Origin of the sequence: Polaribacter sp. (assembly GCF_965660385.1) — a bacterium.
GTDB lineage: Bacteria > Bacteroidota > Bacteroidia > Flavobacteriales > Flavobacteriaceae > Polaribacter.
This window is the reverse complement of record NZ_CBFHZT010000045.1, coordinates 1-20162: the sequence shown is the minus strand read 5'-3', so window position 1 is coordinate 20162 and position 20162 is coordinate 1. Positions and strand designations below refer to the sequence as shown.

Annotated in this window: 18 protein-coding genes and 1 pseudogene; 3 read left to right on the top strand and 16 right to left on the bottom strand. The window is 30.5% G+C overall.

Annotated elements, in window-relative coordinates; translation table 11 throughout:
* Positions 1–158: 158 nt before the first annotated feature.
* The 8 genes and pseudogenes from ACTG3V_RS12300 to ACTG3V_RS12265 all read right to left on the bottom strand — a co-directional run bounded on the left by ACTG3V_RS12300 (position 159) and on the right by ACTG3V_RS12265 (position 7959).
* A pseudogene (locus ACTG3V_RS12300) lies at positions 159–755 on the bottom strand (WbqC family protein).
* 36 nt (positions 756–791) lie between these two features.
* Positions 792–2492 carry a signal peptidase I gene (lepB, locus tag ACTG3V_RS12295; protein ID WP_439132467.1) on the bottom strand — a complete coding sequence of 567 codons (1701 nt, stop codon included), beginning with the start codon at positions 2490–2492 and terminating at the stop codon, positions 792–794.
* 132 nt (positions 2493–2624) lie between these two features.
* Complete coding sequence (dapB, locus tag ACTG3V_RS12290) at positions 2625–3326, bottom strand: 4-hydroxy-tetrahydrodipicolinate reductase (protein ID WP_439132466.1); 702 nt, start codon at positions 3324–3326, stop codon at positions 2625–2627.
* Between the two features lies 1 nt (position 3327).
* Entirely contained in the window at positions 3328–3924 is a 597-nt protein-coding gene (locus ACTG3V_RS12285) for a DUF5683 domain-containing protein (protein ID WP_439132465.1), read from the bottom strand.
* Positions 3925–4809 (bottom strand): ParB/RepB/Spo0J family partition protein, encoded by an 885-nt coding sequence (locus ACTG3V_RS12280; RefSeq protein ID WP_439132464.1) that lies wholly within the window; start codon positions 4807–4809, stop codon positions 3925–3927.
* Positions 4810–5574 (bottom strand): ParA family protein, encoded by a 765-nt coding sequence (locus ACTG3V_RS12275; protein WP_439132463.1) that lies wholly within the window; start codon positions 5572–5574, stop codon positions 4810–4812.
* A gap of 165 nt (positions 5575–5739) precedes the next feature.
* Complete coding sequence (locus ACTG3V_RS12270; RefSeq protein ID WP_439132462.1) at positions 5740–7203, bottom strand: aminoacyl-histidine dipeptidase; 1464 nt, start codon at positions 7201–7203, stop codon at positions 5740–5742.
* 123 nt (positions 7204–7326) lie between these two features.
* Positions 7327–7959 (bottom strand): NAD(P)H-dependent oxidoreductase, encoded by a 633-nt coding sequence (locus tag ACTG3V_RS12265; RefSeq protein ID WP_439132461.1) that lies wholly within the window; start codon positions 7957–7959, stop codon positions 7327–7329.
* 109 nt (positions 7960–8068) lie between these two features.
* On the opposite strand from ACTG3V_RS12265, the gene ACTG3V_RS12260 reads away from it, so the two are divergent.
* The 3 genes from ACTG3V_RS12260 to ACTG3V_RS12250 all read left to right on the top strand — a co-directional run bounded on the left by ACTG3V_RS12260 (position 8069) and on the right by ACTG3V_RS12250 (position 10461).
* Positions 8069–9340 carry a DUF2851 family protein gene (locus tag ACTG3V_RS12260; RefSeq protein ID WP_439132460.1) on the top strand — a complete coding sequence of 424 codons (1272 nt, stop codon included), beginning with the start codon at positions 8069–8071 and terminating at the stop codon, positions 9338–9340.
* A 139-nt stretch (positions 9341–9479) separates the two neighbouring features.
* Positions 9480–10064 carry an RNA polymerase sigma factor gene (locus tag ACTG3V_RS12255; RefSeq protein WP_439132459.1) on the top strand — a complete coding sequence of 195 codons (585 nt, stop codon included), beginning with the start codon at positions 9480–9482 and terminating at the stop codon, positions 10062–10064.
* The gene (locus ACTG3V_RS12250) at positions 10051–10461 is read left to right on the top strand and encodes a hypothetical protein (RefSeq protein WP_439132458.1); all 411 of its coding nucleotides are present in this window, start codon (positions 10051–10053) and stop codon (positions 10459–10461) included. The genes ACTG3V_RS12255 and ACTG3V_RS12250 overlap by 14 nt, the downstream gene beginning before the upstream one ends.
* Here the strand turns inward: ACTG3V_RS12250 and ACTG3V_RS12245 are convergent.
* From ACTG3V_RS12245 to ACTG3V_RS12210, 8 genes are all read right to left on the bottom strand, one after another.
* A complete protein-coding gene (locus ACTG3V_RS12245; protein ID WP_439132457.1) occupies positions 10458–11084 on the bottom strand; it encodes a TMEM175 family protein in 627 nt (208 codons plus the stop codon). The two genes, ACTG3V_RS12250 and ACTG3V_RS12245, sit on opposite strands and share 4 nt — an antisense overlap.
* 5 nt (positions 11085–11089) lie before the next feature.
* Complete coding sequence (locus ACTG3V_RS12240) at positions 11090–12271, bottom strand: nuclear transport factor 2 family protein (protein ID WP_439132456.1); 1182 nt, start codon at positions 12269–12271, stop codon at positions 11090–11092.
* 119 nt (positions 12272–12390) lie between these two features.
* Positions 12391–16035, bottom strand: a complete 3645-nt coding sequence (locus tag ACTG3V_RS12235) for a M1 family aminopeptidase (RefSeq protein WP_439132455.1) — start codon at positions 16033–16035, stop codon at positions 12391–12393.
* A 29-nt stretch (positions 16036–16064) separates the two neighbouring features.
* Positions 16065–16952 (bottom strand): ABC transporter ATP-binding protein, encoded by an 888-nt coding sequence (locus ACTG3V_RS12230; protein ID WP_439132454.1) that lies wholly within the window; start codon positions 16950–16952, stop codon positions 16065–16067.
* A gap of 284 nt (positions 16953–17236) precedes the next feature.
* Positions 17237–17755 (bottom strand): GNAT family N-acetyltransferase, encoded by a 519-nt coding sequence (locus ACTG3V_RS12225; RefSeq protein ID WP_439132453.1) that lies wholly within the window; start codon positions 17753–17755, stop codon positions 17237–17239.
* 5 nt (positions 17756–17760) lie between these two features.
* Complete coding sequence (gene ypfJ, locus ACTG3V_RS12220; protein WP_439132452.1) at positions 17761–18654, bottom strand: KPN_02809 family neutral zinc metallopeptidase; 894 nt, start codon at positions 18652–18654, stop codon at positions 17761–17763.
* 61 nt (positions 18655–18715) lie between these two features.
* Positions 18716–19726, bottom strand: coding sequence for a transglutaminase domain-containing protein (locus tag ACTG3V_RS12215; RefSeq protein ID WP_439132451.1), 1011 nt, complete (start codon positions 19724–19726; stop codon positions 18716–18718).
* 4 nt (positions 19727–19730) lie between these two features.
* A complete protein-coding gene (locus tag ACTG3V_RS12210) occupies positions 19731–20138 on the bottom strand; it encodes a carboxypeptidase-like regulatory domain-containing protein (protein WP_439132450.1) in 408 nt (135 codons plus the stop codon).
* Positions 20139–20162: the final 24 nt, after the last annotated feature.

The window sequence follows — 20162 nt, the reverse complement described above, 5'->3', positions numbered from 1 at the left end:
TGCAAGTAAATACCCTTTTTCATACGTTTCACTAGAGGCAATACTTATTAATTTTTCTAAACTCTCTTCTGGTATTGGGTGAATTCTAAGAAAAGCATTTTTAAGATATTCCATACTATTTTAAGCTTTCTTAAAGGTAATAAAAAAATGAATAGCAATTACAAATAACTAATTGCGTTCGGGCCTTCCATAAAAATTAGGTCTAATATTGATAAGTTTGCCAGAAACCCATGCTTGTCATCAAACATTTGTATGTAAGGCTCAATTGTTTTTTTAGGTTGATGTTTTCTATCGGCAAGAACCCTAAAATCCCTAGTAACACTTTCTGTTTGATATGAATTGGTCTTCTTAAAAGTTTGATCTAATTGCAGAGTATCTTTTACAAACAGAAAGGTATCTATATTCACATCGTGTAAATATTTATATTTTTTATGAAAAATAGGTGCAATATCGTCTTCTAGAAAATCAAAAAAAGGTGATGTTCTATAAGCAGATTTTAATGATTTGAAATGATGGTCTTGCCAAGGAAAATCATTTTCTACAAGAGTATCTTAGGTTATATTACGACCTACATTCTTGAAGTGTTTTACAGGTATGCTTCATAACTGATTACCATTAGAATTGTAGATATAGCATCTATTTCTATAGCTTTGTTTCTGAAAATTATCCTCTATTTCAAATACTATTTCATCCGCTTTAATTATTTCTGAATATTGAGAAATAGGTGAGAAATAGGTAGGAATGAATAACGACATTGGCCAATAAGTGTTTAAAGGGTTATAGTAATTTTACTATTCAGTCTTTTTCTTTTTTCCTTTATAAAAACTATAACCTATGTATAGAGCAATTAAAGCAAAAACTAGGTATCTGTAAGAAACAGGCTCTCCATCTCCATGCACAGTGGTAAACATTCTGTCCCATCTAATAGACTTTAATTTTGCAGCGAAAGAAGGTGCATCTGCATCCCAACTAAACCAAATCATTACTGGTTTTCCTAAAACATGATCAAAGGGTACATAACCCCAATAACGAGCGTCTAAAGAGTTGTGTCTATTATCTCCAATTAAGTAAAAATAATCTTGTTTAAAAGTATAAGAATCTGCTTTTTCTCCATTGATAAAAATATCATCACCATTAACTACCAAGTCGTTATTTTCATAATTTTTGATGATTTGTTCATAAAAAGGCAATGAGTTTTTGTCGAGTTTTACTGTTGCACCAGCTTCTGGAATGTAAAGTGGTCCAAAGTTATCTTGGCTCCATCCTAAGGATTCTACATGAGGGAAAATCGCTTTGTCTTTAGAATGATTTACTTTTGTAACTGAGGCTGTTAGCGAATATTTTTTTAGGCGTTCTACTTCTTCATCAGTCATGTTAATATTGATTTTATTATCAACATTAACCATTTTTAAGCGTTGGGCAAATTGCGGATTTATACCACCAGCAACTTCTGTATATAAAGAATCCTGTCCAATTTTAGAGAGGTTTCCATTTTGTTTAATAGCTTCTTGTACTTTTTCATTTTCCCAATATTCTGTCAAAATTTTATAGACACCAGTTCTTTCTTTATCCAATAAAAATTTTGGATATGTTGCTTGGCTTATTGGTTTTTTACATTCAAACGTATAATAAAACTGTAATTTTGCTCTGTAAGGCAATTCGTTCTTTTTTCCATTAATGTAAAAATAACCATCTTTCATTTCTATAGAATCACCAGCAATACCAACACAACGTTTTACATAATTGGTTTTTTTATCTACGGGTTTGTAAGTGAATTTTCCAGAATTATCGCCCCACATGGTTGCCAAAGTATCTGCTGGCCAATTGAAACAAACTATATCATTATTCTTTATTTTCTGTAAGCCAGGTAATCGCGTGTAAGGCAATTGCGGACTTTTTAAATAGGATGCAGCACCTGTGTATGGTATTGAATCATGAACCATTGGAGCAGCAATTACTGTAGATGGCACTCTTGCTCCATAATGAAATTTACTTACAAACAAATAATCACCCACCAATAACGATTTTTCTAAAGAAGATGTTGGAATGGTAAAAGGCTGCATAAAATAGGTATGCACTAAAGTTGCAGCGATAATAGCAAAAGCTATTGAACTTACCCATTCACCCAATTCAGAACGTGGTTTTAAACTTCTTTCTGCATTGTATCTTGCATCTGTAGCGTAATTGATGTAAAAGATGTATAAGCCTAAAGTTACAATTACCAAAAGTGAATCTAACTTTTTGTAGAAGCCAAAAGTTCTTATGGTTTCAATCCAAATTACAGGAAACATCAATAAATTAACAATGGGTATAAAAAGCAGTATTATCCACCATTTTGGTCGGTTAATTAGCTGCATTAAAACTACGCCATTATAAATAGGTACTGCAGCTTCCCATGCTTTTCTACCAGCTTTTACATATAATTTCCAAGTTCCTAAAAAGTGTATTACTTGTATAGCTAAAATGAAAATCAACCATTGTGTATATGTCATAATCTCAATATTGATATCTCTTCGAGCGCAGTCGAGAACTAATTTTACATAGTTTTTTTAATCTCTCGACTGCGCTCGAGGAGATCTTTATTTTTTTTAATTAGTTATTAAAACACTAATTTGTTACAGTTTTTAGGAGATGTTTAACACATCTTTCATTGTAAAAACTCCGGTTTTATCTAAAATCCATTCAGCAGCAATCACAGCACCTAAGGCAAAGCCTTTTCTGTTATGTGCAGTATGTTTAATTTCAATAGTATCTACATCAGAATTGTACCAAACTGTGTGTGTACCAGGTACATCAGGTATTCTTTTGGCTACAATTGGCACTTCGTTTTCACTACTTTCATCTCCCAAAACCCAATCAGTTTTAGACGTGTTTTCTATAACGCCTTCTGCTAAAGTAATGGCTGTACCACTTGGTGCATCTAATTTTTTGGTATGATGAATTTCTTCCATAGAAACATTATAGTCTTTTAAAGTACTCATCATTTTTGCCAATTGTTTATTCAATTCAAAAAAGATATTTACACCTACACTGTAATTAGAGGCGTAAATAAAACCGCCATTTTTTTCTTTACACAAGGCAACTGCATTGTCATATTTATCTAACCAACCTGTGGTTCCAGATATAACAGGCACGTTATTGTTTAAACAATCTGTAATATTGTTAAAGGCTGAGTTAGGTACACTAAAATCTATAGCAACATCTGCTAAGGTAATGTCAATTTTATCATCAACATCTTTTCGAATTACTATTTCATGACCTCTAGAAATTGCAATTTTTTCAATTTCTTTGCCCATTCTTCCATAACCTAAAAGTGCAATCTTCATTTTAAAAAGTATATTTAAATGTTAAACCTAATTTTGGTGTTTCAAACTGAATTGGATCAGCAATAAAACTAGGCTTTAGTGATAAATTATCGTCGGTATTAAATTGTAATAAGTGTGCATTTACACTGGCTTCCACAATTTGTAAAATATATAAAATTATTCCTGATAATAGCGAGAAATCTCTATTTTCACTCAATTGTTCTTGTGCTGTTTCTAAAGTTGTAGTAGATATAATTTCTGTGCCATTATCTAGCGTAAACTCATCTTGCAAGCCAGCTTTTCTTAATCGGTATGCATTTCTATAACGTTTATAATCGCTATTATTTATTTGATAATAATAAGTAGGTATCGCCAAAGCACCCCAAACAATTGGTGCTTTCCAGTATTTTTTGTTGTATATCTGCCCCAAACCAGGAAAAATAGCAGAATAAAACGCAGCTTTCGATGGTCTTAAAGGATCATAAATACCTTCAGGGATTTTTATTTTTCCATCTATTTTAAGACCTTTAACTTTTACTGCAGTAGAATCTTTTTGAGCTAAAAGTGTTGTAGCAAAAAATATGATACAAAGAAATATGATATTTTTTTTAATAAACACTTACTTTAATAAGTTTTTGATACGGTTAAAATCCTCTTCAGAATGAAAAGGAATTGATATTTTACCTTTACCATTATTGCCAACAGTAATATCTATTTTATGCCCAAAAAAAGCACTAATTTCATTTTTACTTTCCTTAATAAAACTAGGTACCACTTTCTTTTTAGGTTTTGCAAGAGCACCTGTTTTTAAGTTTTTTACTAAATCTTCAGTTTGTCTAACTGAAAGTTTTTCACGCAATACTTTTTCATAAATGGCTAATTGATCTTCTGTATTTTCAACATTAATCATAGCACGTCCATGTCCCATAGAAATAAAACCGTCTCGCATACCCGTTTGTAAAATTGGGTCTAATTTTAATAAACGTAAGTAATTGGTAACTGTAGAACGTTTTTTACCCACTCTTGTGCTCAATTCTTCTTGTGTTAATTGAATTTCATCAATTAAACGTTGGTAAGAAAGTGCAACTTCAATCGGGTCTAAGTTTTTACGCTGTATGTTTTCAACCAATGCCATTTCTAGCATTTCTTGGTCGTTAGCTAATCGAATATAAGCAGGTATGGTTTTACTGCCAATTAGTTTTGATGCTCTAAATCTTCGTTCACCAGAAACCAATTGAAATTTATTGCCTGCTAATTTACGAACTGTAATGGGTTGAATTACCCCTAACTCACGGATAGAGCTTGCTAACTCTCTTAAAGCTTCTTCATCAAAATAAGTTCTTGGTTGGTATGGATTTACATCAATTAAATCTAAATCAATTTCAATAATATTACCAACAACTTTGTCTGCATTTTTGTCTGATGCAGAATTTATATTTGGTGATTCTTGCAACAAAGCAGATAATCCTCTTCCTAAAGCCTGTTTCTTAGTTGCTTTTGCCATTTATGCGTTCTTTTTTAATAATTCTTGTGCCAAATTTAAGTAATTTACAGCACCTTTACTGGTAGCATCGTAAGCAATTATACTTTCGCCATAACTTGGGGCTTCTCCTAAACGTGTATTTCTTCTTATTATGGTATCAAAAACCATACTAGAAAAATGTTTTCTTACTTCATCAACTACTTGATTTGAAAGGCGTAAACGAGAATCGAACATGGTTAGTAGCAAGCCTTCTATGTCTAAATCTGGATTATGAATTTTTTGTACACTTTTAATAGTGTTTAACAATTTTCCTAAACCTTCTAAGGCAAAATATTCACATTGAATAGGAATAATGACAGAATCTGCAGCAACTAATGAGTTTAAAGTGATTAAACCAAGTGAGGGTGCACAATCTATCAAAATATAGTCATAATCATCTTTAATATCAATGATCGACTTTTGCAACATATATTCACGATTTTGCTTATCTACCAATTCAATTTCAATAGCAACCAAATCTATATGAGCAGGAATTAAATCTACATTTGGCGACGTTGTACTTACAATAGCATCTTTTGCAGCAATGGTATGTTCTAAAACTTGATACGTACCTAACTCAACAGATTCTACATCCAACCCTAAACCTGAAGATGCATTTGCTTGAGGGTCAGCATCTATTAATAATACTTTTTTCTCTAAAACACCTAAAGAAGCTGCTAAGTTAACACTTGTAGTAGTTTTTCCTACGCCTCCTTTTTGATTTGCAATAGCAATAATTTTTCCCATAAAAAATGTGTGTTACTAAAAGGTAAAATTACATTTTTTTATTGTGTTAAGAAATGAAAGATGTTAACAAAAAGATAAATGTTTAAGTAGTTGTAAATTAGTACTGTATATTTAAATATTCTTTGTTTTTAAACAATTTTTAAAAATAATATTTTTGCTGAAAAGCTATTCTTTTTCTGGGATGTTTTGTAACACTTCCTTTAATAATTGCCAAAATTTTTGAGTTGATGAAATTTGAGCACGTTCATCTGGTGAATGTGCGCCTTTTATACTTGGCCCAAAAGAAATCATTTCCATTTCAGGATAATTCTGACCTAAAATTCCGCATTCTAAACCTGCGTGACAAGCAGCTACCTTAGGTTGCTCATTAAATAAATTGATGTAGCAACTTTTTAAGGTTTTTAATATAGAGGCATTCATATTTGGCAACCAACCTGGATATGTACCTGAAAACTCCACTTTAAAATCCGCTAATTCAAAACACGAGCGTAAAGAGTTTGCCAAATCCCATTTGTTACTTTCTGATGACGAACGTGTTAAACAACCAACTTTAATTGCACCTTGTTTTACAATTACTTTTGCAATATTGTTAGAAGTTTCTACTAAACCATCAACATCAGCGCTCATTCTATATACCCCATTTAAAGCCGCATAAATTGCTTTTATAAATTTCTCTTGCACAGTAATTTCCATAACTTTTTTTGGAGTTTCAACTTCTTGAATATCAATTGATAAGTTTGGTTCTATTGTTGAAAACTCTTCTTTTATTTTGTTAATAAGTGTTTCAGTTTCTAATAAAAATGATACTTGATGAGCATTATCAACAATAACTTTAGCAAAACTTTCTCTCGGTATTGCATTACGCAAACTACCCCCATTAATTTCAGCAATTCTTAACCCATATTTTCGATACCCACCAAACAATAAGCGATTCATGATTTTATTGGCATTTCCTAATCCTTTAATGATATCCATACCAGAATGTCCACCATTCAAACCAGTCACAGCAATAGCGTAGCCAGCTACATTTTCTCCAATTTTTTCTTCTTGATAACTCTTTGTAGCGGTTACATCTACACCACCAGCACAACCAATACCGATTTCATCATCTTCTTCAGTATCTAAATTCAATAGAATTTCACCTTGTAAAATACCTCCTTCTAAGCCCATGGCTCCAGTCATGCCTGTTTCTTCATCAATGGTAAATAACGCTTCAATTGCAGGATGAGGAATATCTGTAGATGATAAAACACCCATAATTGCTGCAACACCCAAGCCATTATCTGCTCCTAAAGTTGTGCCTTCTGCTTTTACCCAATCACCATCAACAACCATTTTGATGCCTTCTGTATTGAAATCGAAATTTGTAGTAGCATTTTTTTGATGTACCATATCTAAATGACTTTGCATCACAATTGCTTTTCTGTTTTCCATACCACAAGTAGCCCGTTTTTTGATAATAACATTGCCAACCTTATCAACTATAGTTTCTAGTTGTAGTTTTTTACCAAAATCAACCATAAATTGAATAATTCTTTCTTCTTTTTTAGAGGGTCTTGGTACAGCATTTAAATCTGCAAAGTGATTCCAAACCGTTGTTGGGGCGATATTTCTGATATTTTGGCTCATAAGTTATTTAAAATTCGAGTTCAAATTTAGTTAAAAGATTAGGATTTTTGTGTTGAAGATGATATTAAAAATACCACAAATTCATGGGGAATTTTGGAATTTATCACTTAAAAAAAATAGTATTTAGTTGATTTCAATAACTACATCTTCTACATTTTTACGCACTTTTTTTAAAGCTGCCATATAATCGTCTTCAGCTCTAAAACCAACAGGCAATACCAAAGCAGCAGTTAAGTTTTGTTGCTCTAAATTTAAAACTTCGTCGTATTTTTCGGGTATAAAACCTTCCATTGGGCACGCATCTATTTTTTCTAAAGCGCAAACCGTTAATAGGTTTCCTAAAGCTAAATAAGCCTGATTTTTATTCCAAAGTAACAATTCTTCTTGTGTTTTTTTCTCAATTTCAGCCGTTAAAAACTTTTTAAAAGGATTGATGACATCATCTGGAGTTGCTCTAATTTTTTGTACTAAATTAAAGTATTTTTCAACCTCAATAGCACTGTATTGTTTAGGAATACAGATTACTAAAAGGTGAGAAGCTTCTAAAACTTGAGGTTGATTCCAAGAGTGTAAAACCAATTCTTTTTGGATTTCTTTGTTATGAACAACCAACAACGTTAAAGGTTGTAAACCGTAAGAAGTTGCTGTTAAATTAAAAGCTTCTTTTAAGGTTTGTATTTGTGCAGTTGATAAGATTTTATTGTTATCAAATTTTTTAACAGCATAGCGCCATTGTAAACTTTCTATAGAATTCATGTGTATAATTTATTTTGCAAAAATACTGGCAAAATTAACCACAAAAAACCTCTTGTTATTGGTAAAATTGATATGAATATAAATTTTTTGTACCTTTAAAATAAAAACTATGAATGAGGACTTCTTGTATTATATCTGGCAATACAAACTTTTTTCTACAATTGCTTTGTTTACTATTGATGATAAACCGATTCAAATTATAAAATCGGGTACAGCAAATAAAAATACTGGACCAGATTTTTTAAATTCACAGCTTAAAATTGACGGTCAACTTTGGGCAGGTAATGTAGAAATGCACATAAAATCGTCAGATTGGTATTTGCACAAACATGAAGAAGACAAGAATTATGATGCTGTTATTTTACATGTTGTTTGGGATTATGATGCTGCTGTTTTTTTAAAAAACAATCAAGAATTGCCAACAATAGTATTAAAACATTTTACAGATCAACATTTGTTAACGAATTATAAATCTTTGCTATATCAACAAAAATCTTGGATTCCTTGTGAAAAACAAATGTATGAGGTTGATGATTTTACCATAAATAATTGGCTAGAACGTTTGTATTTTGAACGCTTAGAGCAGAAATCCACTTTAATTAAAGCATTGTTAAAGAAATCCAACTACGACTTTGAAGCAGTTTTATTTCAATTATTAGCCAAAAATTTTGGATTAAAAATAAATGGCGATGCTTTTTTACAATTGGCGAATACTATCGATTTTACTATAATACGAAAAGTACGTTTTCATGAAGACGAATTAATGGCTATATTATTTGGGCAAGCTGGTTTTTTAGACGATGACTTGGAGGAAGTGTATCACCAAAATTTAAAAGAAAAATATCAATATTTACAGCACAAATACCAATTGAAACCAATATCTAAACAGTTATTTCAGTTTTTTAGAATGCGCCCAAATAATTTTCCAACGATAAGAATTGCACAATTGGCATGTATCTATGTAGCACATCAAAATTTATTTTCAAAATTAATGGAATCATCTAAAAAAGAAGATTTTTATGCGTTGTTTATTATTAAAATGAATGATTTTTGGCAAACTCATTACACGTTTCAGAAAAGCTCTAAAAAATCACCTAAAAAATTATCAAAATCATTTGTTGATTTACTTTTAATCAATACAATTATTCCTTTAAAATTTAGCTATTTACAGCATAGAAATGAGTGGAATCAAGAAATATTTTTAAATCTTATTAAACAAATACAGGCAGAAAAAAATAGTATCATTACCAAATTTTCTGAACTACACATCACAGCAAAAAATGCCATGGAAAGTCAGGCGTTATTAGAACTGAAAAACAATTATTGTGCTCAAAAACGTTGCTTACAATGTGCTATTGGACATCAATTACTTAGAAAATAATTTTATAAAGTTGTATTTTAAATTTATGGGTGGTATTGGTAAATCTTCTTTAGATAAAGAAAAAAGTTTAAATTTATAAGGTGATAAAAAAAATAAAAAAAAGTGTAACCTTTATATCAAAGCTGTAGTCAAAGATAAAATGACTAACAACAACGACCAACTTTACATTACAAAAGTCATCAAGGGAGATACAAATGCATTTGCTTATCTTGTTGATAATTATAAGAATATGGTATTTAGTTTGGCGTTTAAAATGACGAAGAATAGGGAAGAAGCAGAAGAAATAAGTCAAGATACGTTTATAAAAGCATACAAAAATTTATCAAACTTTAAAGGTGATTCTAAATTTTCTACTTGGTTGTATCGCATTACGTATCACACAAGTTTAGATGCAATTAAGAAACAAAAAAACAACAATAATACTTTTGAAATAAACGAAATTACGTTTAATCAAATAGAAGCTGTAGAATCTATTATGCAAGGGATTGCAAGAAAAGAAAGAGCTAAAGTAATGGATGCTTGTCTGCAAAAATTACCTGATGAGCAGCGTTCTTTAATTTGGATGTTTTATTACGATGAATTATCTTTAAAAGAAATTATGGATATCACAGATTTGACTGAAGCCAATTTAAAAGTAAAATTACACAGAGGAAGAAAAAAATTATTAACTATTGTTAAAGAAAATTTAGCACCAGAAATGATAGAAAATTATGGGAGAAAATAAGCACATTAAAGAGCTGGATACATTTGCAAAAAAATATGTAAAAGAAATTCCGAAGGCAGAACCTTCTATAGATTTTACATCAAATTTAATGCAGAAAATTTCGTTAGAAGCTAACATTCAAACTTTAAAAACTACCTCTTTAATTTCTAAAAAAGGTTGGTTTGCAATTGTTGCCATGGTTGTTGTCACCTTATTTTTAGCATTTAAGAATACTGGTGAAAGCCCTTTTAGTTTTCCAGAAATTAAGTTGAATTTTCTTAATCAGTTTAACGAATTTAATGTAGTAAAAAGCATTTCTTTATCTAACACCACAGTGTATGCTTTTGTTTTCTTTGGATTAATGATTGGCATTCAATTTACCTACTTAAAAAAGTATTTTGATAAACGAATGAGTTAGTAAATAAGCTCGTGTTTTTTATGAAACCTAATGGAATGTAAATAACAAATTGGCCCTAAAAATGCATAAACAAAACCAGGAAATCCATAAAGTAAACCTACTTGAAATTTAGCTAGCACAAAGGAGAAAAGGCCAACAATAATAAAGATTAAAAAATGCTGAGCATAAAATAGTAACTTGATGTTTTGGTCGTTTTTTTTATCTTTTTTAAAAGCTCTTAAATACATAAAATATAGGCTTGCAAAAATTAACGTAAAACCAATACTATACAATTGAAATATATTCGAAAATTCATCAATACTTATCTTTTGACCTCCAATACCTGTACTCAATAAAGATCTTACAGGGAAAATGTAAAATAAGACTGTAAACAATAAAATCATATTTAATGCAATAACCCAATTGTCAATATAATCGGTTCTTCTAAAGAAATTATAGTGTACTTTCCAGATTGCCATCATCACAAAAAAACTAACTCCAAAACTTATAAAATTCGGTATTTCTTCTTTAAAAGAAGTAATGTTGGTATTAGCACCAATATTCACAACCATTAATGTTGCTGCAAAAGCAAATACACCATCAGAAAGTGCTTCTAATCTGTTTTTTGAGTGTATAAATTTCATAATATTTACATAAATGTTACACTTGCAATTTTACCATTTTTCATTGTATAAATGGCAACTGCTTTAAATGTTTTGCCATTTACAGTAACCCATTCATGATCTATTACTTTATCTTTAAATACAATTCGTTTTAGTATTTTACAATGCAAATCTGGTGTGTTTTTAAAAAATGAAGTATAATTTTTTCTCATTTTGTCCAAACCTTGATAATTTAAAGTATTCGGAAAACGATACACTTTTACATCTTTTGCAAAAGGTTTTAAAAAGGCATCTATATCTCTAGAGTTATATCCTTTTAATTGAGCTGTAGCCAAATATTCAGGAGAAACTTCTGCAACAATAGCCAATTTTGTTCCATTAGAATTTACAGCCATTCTACTAATATTGTTGATGTTCTCATCAGAAAAACTAAAAAATAATTCAGGTTGTTTATCAGTTTTAGGGTCAAATTTGTAAATGTTAGATTGATTTGAAATTAACAATGTACCATTAGGTAGCCACGTAACATCTTCGGTTTTTCCCAATGATGTAATTGTTTTAATGGCTTTTGTTTTTGGATTGATAGACTTTAAAAGCCAATACTTCTCATTTTCTTTGCTGATAAAACTCATTAAGTCTGTATTTGGAATTCTATGTACAGAACGCCCTACCATTTTTGCAACAGTTGTGTTAGTTTTTAGTTTTAGATCTGATATGATTAAGTGTAAACTATCATTTACAATTACAGAGGCCACCAAAGTGTTTTTATCAAACCAAGCAGGATAAGCCACTTTTAGATTGGGAATGATCTCAGAAGATTTTTTAGTTTTAAAATGATAGCTGTAAAAGCGTTGTAAACCATCATCATCCAAACGAACTGCTGAAATGTGTTTAGAATTAGGAATTCTTTGAGGTGAATATTCGCCACCACTTTTAGTTTCAGAAATATATTGTATTGCTTGGTTTTCTGAATTTAAGTTACACTTTGCAATGTCTGTATTGCCATTTCTGGAGGATGCAAAAATGAGCGTAGCATTGTCATAAAAAAACGGTTGACTGTCATAACCACGATTGTTTGATATATTTTTTCCGTTTTCTAACACATAATTTTCACCCTTTTTTTTGATGTCAAAAACGTGAATTTCTGTATCGACTTGACTGTAAAATGAAAAAGGAATAAACAAAATAAAGATCCAATTGTTTTTCATACTAAAAAGGATAAAATTGATGTATTTTTTTGGTTGTCTAAAAAAACTATAATAAATGTAAAATACAGATAAACCATAAATTTACTTATGGCTTATCTATATTTTTTAATATTAAAATTTTACTCTGTTACTTCTTCAACAGGTTTTAAGTTATCATCAGGAATTCGATCAATTAATTTATTGTAAGGATCAATTCCTGCTTTTACAGGTAGTTTTGAAGTTGTAAACGTATAGGTATTTATACCTGGTTGTACCCACATTTTTTTAATGATTAAAGGTACTTTTATAGTAACACTTTGGTCGTTTTTAGAATCATTATCAAAAACGGCAATTTCAATTAGGTTGGGTTGGTCTCCTTTTTCTAAAAGCTTACCATTTCCATCATAATAATTCTTTGTGCTTTCTACTTCAAGTGTTACTTCAAACTCATCATCAGCTATTTTTTTATAAGTAGCCTTTTTAACTTTGTTGTTGTATAAAGTTATTTTTTCAAAACTATCTTCTAAATAATACTGTAAAGAATCTGGGGTAACAGACTTCATATAGCTGTACCACTCTAAAGAAGTGGTAAATGGCGCTTTTGGTCTAAATCTTGCAGTATCCATATATCTTTTAAAACCACTATTTAAATTTTTCTCGCCAATTAAATCTTGTAATCCATATAAAATTAATCCTCCTTTTCTGTACCAAACATAGGCTTGAGAATCATTATCTAATAAGGTTTTTTCGAACTTACCTTCATTCGCTCTGCCTCGTAAATAACTATCTAATTCTCTTTTTAAGAAATCTTGCATCGCATCAATACCATATTCTTTTTTCATAACCATTAAAGAAGAATACTCTGCCATAGACTCAGAAATTTGATTTGAACCTCTTGTTGCAGATGGTGTAATTTGATGCCCCCACCATTGATGAGCAACTTCGTGCGAAGTAACCATATATACATAATCTAAATCTTCTGGATTGCTAAAATCACCAACCCAACCAAAACTTTCTGCATATGGCACTGTGTTTGGAAATGACTGTGCAAATGTTGAATATCTTGGAAACTCTATAATTCTTATTTGCTTATATTGATAAGGACTATAATTTTCGGTAAAATAATCGAGAGAATGCTTAACCCCTTTTACAAACTTATCTAAATTATAAGTATGGGTTGGATGATGGAAAATTTCAATATTTACTTTTTCACCATTTTTACCTGTCCAAACATCTCTTAAAACATCATATTTAGCAGAGGAAATATTATAGAAAAAATCTAATTCCCCACGCATTTTATAAGAATAGTATTTTCTACCATTTTCCTCCCATTCTCTTTGTAAATAACCAGGCATTATAGCTATTTGGTCTAAATCTGTGCTTACAGTACCTTCAAAAGTAATATAGTCTGCATCATCATTAAATAGTAAATTACTAGTACCCCATTCATCATCTTGTTTTGGTAACGAATAGTCTTTAATAGGTAAATTGTACTTTTTTCTATCTTGATCACTACTTATTTCTCCTTGTGAACTATACCCAAAAGAAGGGAAAACATCATTATTTAAAAAAGTACCATTATATACAATTTGAGATCCAGAGCCCTCGTTTGGAAACCCTTCAAAGTAGCGCGTTATTTTTAATTCTAATGTAGCAGTGTCATTAGGCATTAATTTATTTGGTAGTTTGTATATTTCGTAACCAAATTTATCGAATTTTTTGCCTAAAACAGGTTCTTGATTATCAATTAAAAAGGTTTCTTTTTTTATTTTGAAACTAGATTTTCCTCCCCAATTCAAATGCAAAGAATCAATAGGTTGATTAGATTTGTTTACCATTATAAAATTAGTTGTAATGGTAGCACATCTGTCTTTTGGCATTAAATCTGCATGTACTTTAACATCAATTATTTTAGGTTGATGTATTTGATTGTATTTGCTTAACGTTTTTTCGTAATCAACTCTTGTTTTTGTTCCAGTGTCTGAATTGGCATAATAGTTTAATGTTTTTGTGTTGTAATTAATGTAAAAACCAGATCCGATCCAAAATACTAGTAATAATGCAACTGTAATTAGGGTAGGTACTTTTAACCTGCTTTTGGCAACCTGAAATCTTGACTTAAACCCAGAATCTGTACCTCTTTTCCAAAATAAATAACCAATAACCGCTAATAAAGCTCCACAAGAAAGCCAATAAAAACGAAACCAAAATAAAGATTCTCCAAAATGTCCAAACCCATTCATATCAGAAATGGTATAGCCAGGAGAATATCCATATAAATATAGATTGTTGTCGATATTTGCAAAGCTGTTTAAGCCAAATAAAAATGCCCAAATTGCTATCGCGATTACGTGTCCTATAAATTTCTTTGTAACTACGGAATGTACAAAGAACGCTAACATGATAAATATGATATACCTAGGATATTCAATTAGATATAAATCAGTAAAATATTTACCAAATTCAAAATTAAAATACCCTTTAATTATTTGGTTAATTACACCACTTACTAAAACCATATTTACCAATACAAAAGCTACAAGAGCTAGTGCTAAAAACTTTGAGCCATACACAATTGTATTTGGTATTGGTAATGATCCAAAAATTTGATTATACCTTATTGCTCTTTCTCTATGCAAAACTTCACCCGTCATAAAAACAATTAGAATAAAAATGAGAATTACATAGGTAAAATCTTTAACTTCTAGCATATAAATAGTGAGCGGTAAAGAAGGAGTTCCATAGGTGGGAAATCCGAACCAAGCATCAAAAAACAGAAATAACACCCCTGCTGCCAAAATAGCTTTGAAAAAATTATCTCGAACAATATTTTTAAATTCTAAAAAAGCAAGGCTAAAAATTAATCTTATGTGTAAACTCGTAGAAAAAACTTTTTGAACTTTAGGAATTTTGGTAAGCGCCGCTTTTGATGAATTTTTAGCAACTTCATTTTTCTTCTTTTTCTTGCCATAATTCTTATTTAAGAATTTTTGAAAATCGAATCTAAAAAGCGTAAATAAAAATAAAAGAATACCAAGACCAACCCAAAGTAATCTGTTCCAAACAAGCATTCCTTCAAAAGGCACTGTTAAGTTATTTTGTTCTTCTGGTGTCCAATATTGTGTAATATTTTGATAAGTTCCAAGTCCAAAAGGGTCTAGTAAACTCACTAAATCTTTAGATTCTATATCTTGAGAAAGCGTTAACGTTACCAAATAAGTAATAAATAAAATAGCGCCACCAGCATAAGCTAACATTACTCTTTTTGTTAAACTAACTAAGGCAAAGAATATACAACCAGCAAAGAAAAAGTTGGTCCAATACAATAAAATGGTAGGTTGTAGGTACCACCAAAAGTTAAAACTTGTAAAACGTTCGGCTTCTTCATAACCAGCATAAGGACCAATTTCAAAACCAATTATTAAGCCTAATTGAAGCCCTAAGCTTACAAATAGCAGAACACACATAGAACCAAAAAATCGTCCCATTAAGTACCCTTTTTCAGTAATAGGGTAAGAGAAGTAGTAATTTTCGGTTTTGTGCTCAATATCTCTATAAATAGGAACTCCCATAATAGCGCTAGAAAGCATTATTCCAAAAATGCTTATGGTAGAAAGCATTGTTGCTATAGCAATTGGTGAGTTTACAAATACTTTTTCTGATGCAGGGCCATTTCCTCCAATAGAAAAGAACAAACCAAAGGCAAACAAAATACCAAAGTATGCCCAAGTTGCAGGTCTTTTTAATCTATATTTTATCTCGAATAGAAAAATTTCTTTAAACATAATTGATGGTTTTATAGGTTAATATTCAATTATATAGAAAGAGATTCCATACGAGATGTTATTTCAGCAAAATACACGTCCTCTAAATTAGCAACACTTTTTGTAAAAGTGCTATCAGGTTGTTCATCACTCAAAACATGCAATACGGTTTGTCCTGCTTTTAAGTGTGTAGATATCACTTGAAAATCATTTTGATAACTTTCTAATTCAGATTTATCAATAGCTTTTGTCCAAATTTTACCTTCCACATTTTTAGTTAAATCTATCGGATTTCCTTGAGCTACAACTTCACCCAAACAAATAATTGCCATATTATGACAAAGGTTAGAAACATCTTCTACAATATGAGTTGATAAAATAACAATGGTATTTTCACCAATTTCACTTAATAAATTATGAAAACGCACTCTTTCTGCAGGATCTAAACCAGCAGTTGGTTCATCAACAATAATTAAACCAGGATCACCAATTAAAGCTTGTGCAATACCAAACCTTTGTTTCATACCACCAGAATATGTTCCTAAACTTTTATTGCGAACATGCCACAAATTTGTTTTATTTAAAAGAGATTCTACTAAATCTTTTCGCTCACCTTTACTAGAAACTCCTTTTAATTTGGCAATATGATTTAGCATATTATAAGAGCTAATCTTTGGATACACGCCAAACTCTTGAGGTAAGTAGCCTAAAATTTCCCTTACTTTAGCTTTGTCTTTTAGAACATCTATATCACCTAAGGTTACTGAGCCAGAGTCTGCTTCTTGTAGGGTTGCCAATGTTCTCATTAAGGATGATTTTCCTGCTCCATTTGGCCCTAAGAGCCCAAACATTCCTTTAGGGATTGTTAAAGAAACGTTTTTTAATGCTTGTACACCATTGGAATACGTTTTACTCAAATTGTTAATTTGTAGTGCCATAGTTTGTAAGTTAGTTAGTAGTTATATGCTAACAATATACAATAAAATAAGGAATATGTTTGATAAACAGAGGTTTAGGTTTCTATATATAATGTTTAATTAGGATTTGCATGCGTTTCTGATATTTTAAAATCAAAAATTGCTGCATTTTTGAAACCCATTTTGATATAAAATAGTCTTTAAAATGTGATGTTCTTTCTAATGATTTTTCTATTCTTTAAATTTTAATGATTCAAAAAATAGAATTGTCATAATTGATGTAAAAAATGTAGTAAATGATTTTTTTAGAATTCTAAATACATCACATCATTGAGCCTAGATTCAGTATTAGAAATTGGAAAATCGTATAAAGCTATTTTTTGAAAACCATTTTTGGTATAAAATTGTATAGCTCTGTGGTTTTTTATCCAAACATACAGCCAGATGCCTTTTTGATGATTTTGCTTTGCCAAGTTTACATTAAATTGAAAAAGCGCTTTACCTAAACCTAAATTATAATATTCTTCTAAGAGGTAAAAGCGTTCCATTTTGGTTACGTTGCTTTCTTTTATATTCTGATTTTTCGAGTTGAATATTATTTTTGAAAAACCAGCTAAAACATCATCTACATAAATTAAATAATATTGAAAATCGGAGTTGGTTATTTCTTTAAGCAATGTTGCTTCGTTAAAGTTATTAAGCATATATTCTGCTATTGTTGCTTCCGGAATTGCATCTTTATGTGGTTTGTAAAATGCTTTTTTACTCACTTTTGCTAAGACAGGGATGTCTTTTTGAGTAGCTTTTTTAATGATAAATGGCATCTTACTTACAAAGAATTTGCGTTAAAAGTATCCCCTTGTTGTAAATCGCCAGTATCAAAACCTTTTTTAAACCAATGCATTCTTTGAGCAGAGGTTCCGTGTGTAAAAGAATCTGGCACTACTCTTCCAGAAGCTTGTTTTTGCAAACGGTCATCACCAATGGCAAAAGCAGCATTTAAGGCTTCTTCTAAATCTCCTTTTTCTAAAATAAGATCCATATTTTGAGAGTGATGTGCCCAAACACCAGCAAAAAAATCGGCTTGTAACTCTAGTTTAACAGAGAGTTTATTGTATTCTTTTTGGCTAATTTGCCCTCTAAGTTTTTGCATTTTGGTGGTGGTGCCCATAATATTTTGAATGTGATGCCCAACTTCGTGTGCAATAACATAGGCTTGCGCAAAATCACCAGGAGCGTTTAAACGTGATGCCATTTCTTGAAAAAAACTTAAATCGATGTACAATTTATCATCACCAGGACAGTAAAATGGTCCTGTAGCACTTGAGGCTGAACCACATGTAGAGGAAACCGTATTTGTAAATAAAACCAAAGTGGGCTCTCTGTAATTGTTTAGTAATTTGTTCCAAACATCTTCTGTACTTTTTAAAACACGTTTGCTATGTTCTGCTAATTTATTTTCGTTTGCAGAGCCTTTGTAGGTGGTGTTTTCTATTTGATTTGAAGAATTTCCAGTTAAAAGATGCAATGGATTGTTACCTGTAAAATAAAGTACACCTAAAACAATGGCAACAATAATTAATCCTTTTTTTGTGGTTATTAACCTTAAAATTAAAGGCAATATTAATTTTAATAATCCTCCATTGTTATTAAAACTGCTACCAGAAGACATTCCTCTTCTATCCTCTACATTACTACTAGTTCGTGTGCTTCTCCACTTCATTAATTTTGATTTTTTATCAGATCTTAAAAGTACTCATAATTTTAAAATTAGGGTGTAAAAATTATTTTGTTACTTTAAAGGTGTATGTGGAAATTAATTTATTCTCTATGTACAAGTGTACATCAAAAAAACCTTTTTTAGGAAACGTATGCACCAGTTTTAAGTTTTGATTTTCTAAATGTACTTCAGGTTTTATAGTACGTTCTGATGAACCGCTATCTACGATGAACTTTATGGTTTTTGTGTCTATATTTTTTTGAAGTTGATATTGAAACGTAAAAGTTTGTCCTTTTTGAATTGTGTGATGCATTTTTTTTGGTGAAATATGGTTTTTTAACACAAGGTAGGCATCACCATATAACAAAGGAGCATCAATAAAATCATTAAAATTCGGAGTGTTTTCACCTAGCAAAGTATATTTACTTTTAATAGGAAAGTGATTTAGAAAAAAAACACTTGGCTCTGTTAAAAAGTAACCATCATTGTAGATAAATTTAAAACGCCCTTCTTCAGGAAAAGATATTCCTGTAGCCCAAGTAGGATCACAGAGATACCATTTGTTGTTGATTTTTATCACATTCCAAGTATGATTTGGCATAGTCAGTGTGTTGAAATTAACACTTGCAGTTCTGCCAAAACCGTTTACCATTTTGCTTTCTATACCAACAGTTGCGCACATTTCTTTTAATAAATACGCATAACCTGTACAAATAGTGCGTTTCTTTTTTAAAAGTTTTTTAAAAAGTTTTTTTTTGAATTTAGAGTTCCAATTTTGTAGTTTTAAGGAATCTTCTACAAACCGTTTTCTTTTTCTTTCGTTTAACGCATACAGCCCAAAATCATTTGCTACATTATTGCAAATCCAAATATAAATGGCTCTGAGTTTTTCTACGTCTGTTGTTAAATCTTTCGTTAAGTCAAAAGTGAGTTTGTTCAACTCAAAAAGACGTTTAGTTTTTACGGTTTTGGCAATTCTATCTGCTTTAGAAAAATCTATATGACTAAAATCTGATTGTTGTGCACTACCTAAACTAAAAAATAATAAAAAAACACAGAGCGTAATTTTAGACATAAAATTAGTCTTTTTGCCTTTTAGATTTATAACGTTTGTTTGTGTTTACGGCGCCTAACATTTGATTATCATCTTCTTGTAATGTAATATCTAAAAAACTGGAAGTTGATTTTAGAGTGATTCTTTTTTTTAAGAAACCTAAATACGAAATTTCTAAAACATCACCTACGTTTAGTTTTTGAGGAAAAGTAAATTCACCCTTTTTATTAGAACTTGTGCCTATTTTGGTGCCTTTTAAAAAAATATTAGCACCCTTTAAAATTTCAGTTTTTTCAAAAGTTTGTCCTTTAACAATACCATTAACCTCAATTTCTTGTGCTAAAAAAGTATTAGAACATAGAAATAGAGATAAGAAAATACCAAATAAAATAAATGATGATTTTTTGGTTGAGCGTTTTTTAGTGTTTTTCATAATTGTATGTTTTTAAATTCAATT

Excerpts from the sequence above, each read along its gene's own strand:
- ypfJ (WP_439132452.1), bottom strand. The coding sequence starts at position 18,654 with ATGAAGTGGAGAAGCACACGAACTAGTAGTAATGTAGAGGATAGAAGA.
- dapB (WP_439132466.1), bottom strand. The coding sequence starts at position 3,326 with ATGAAGATTGCACTTTTAGGTTATGGAAGAATGGGCAAAGAAATTGAA.
- ACTG3V_RS12230 (WP_439132454.1), bottom strand. The coding sequence starts at position 16,952 with ATGGCACTACAAATTAACAATTTGAGTAAAACGTATTCCAATGGTGTA.
- lepB (WP_439132467.1), bottom strand. The coding sequence starts at position 2,492 with ATGACATATACACAATGGTTGATTTTCATTTTAGCTATACAAGTAATA.
- ACTG3V_RS12270 (WP_439132462.1), bottom strand. The coding sequence starts at position 7,203 with ATGAGCCAAAATATCAGAAATATCGCCCCAACAACGGTTTGGAATCAC.
- ACTG3V_RS12250 (WP_439132458.1), top strand. The coding sequence starts at position 10,051 with ATGGGAGAAAATAAGCACATTAAAGAGCTGGATACATTTGCAAAAAAA.
- ACTG3V_RS12225 (WP_439132453.1), bottom strand. The coding sequence starts at position 17,755 with ATGCCATTTATCATTAAAAAAGCTACTCAAAAAGACATCCCTGTCTTA.
- ACTG3V_RS12240 (WP_439132456.1), bottom strand. The coding sequence starts at position 12,271 with ATGAAAAACAATTGGATCTTTATTTTGTTTATTCCTTTTTCATTTTAC.
- ACTG3V_RS12280 (WP_439132464.1), bottom strand. The coding sequence starts at position 4,809 with ATGGCAAAAGCAACTAAGAAACAGGCTTTAGGAAGAGGATTATCTGCT.
- ACTG3V_RS12235 (WP_439132455.1), bottom strand. The coding sequence starts at position 16,035 with ATGTTTAAAGAAATTTTTCTATTCGAGATAAAATATAGATTAAAAAGA.
- ACTG3V_RS12265 (WP_439132461.1), bottom strand. The coding sequence starts at position 7,959 with ATGAATTCTATAGAAAGTTTACAATGGCGCTATGCTGTTAAAAAATTT.
- ACTG3V_RS12275 (WP_439132463.1), bottom strand. The coding sequence starts at position 5,574 with ATGGGAAAAATTATTGCTATTGCAAATCAAAAAGGAGGCGTAGGAAAA.
- ACTG3V_RS12210 (WP_439132450.1), bottom strand. The coding sequence starts at position 20,138 with ATGAAAAACACTAAAAAACGCTCAACCAAAAAATCATCATTTATTTTA.
- ACTG3V_RS12255 (WP_439132459.1), top strand. The coding sequence starts at position 9,480 with ATGACTAACAACAACGACCAACTTTACATTACAAAAGTCATCAAGGGA.
- ACTG3V_RS12215 (WP_439132451.1), bottom strand. The coding sequence starts at position 19,726 with ATGTCTAAAATTACGCTCTGTGTTTTTTTATTATTTTTTAGTTTAGGT.
- ACTG3V_RS12245 (WP_439132457.1), bottom strand. The coding sequence starts at position 11,084 with ATGAAATTTATACACTCAAAAAACAGATTAGAAGCACTTTCTGATGGT.
- ACTG3V_RS12260 (WP_439132460.1), top strand. The coding sequence starts at position 8,069 with ATGAATGAGGACTTCTTGTATTATATCTGGCAATACAAACTTTTTTCT.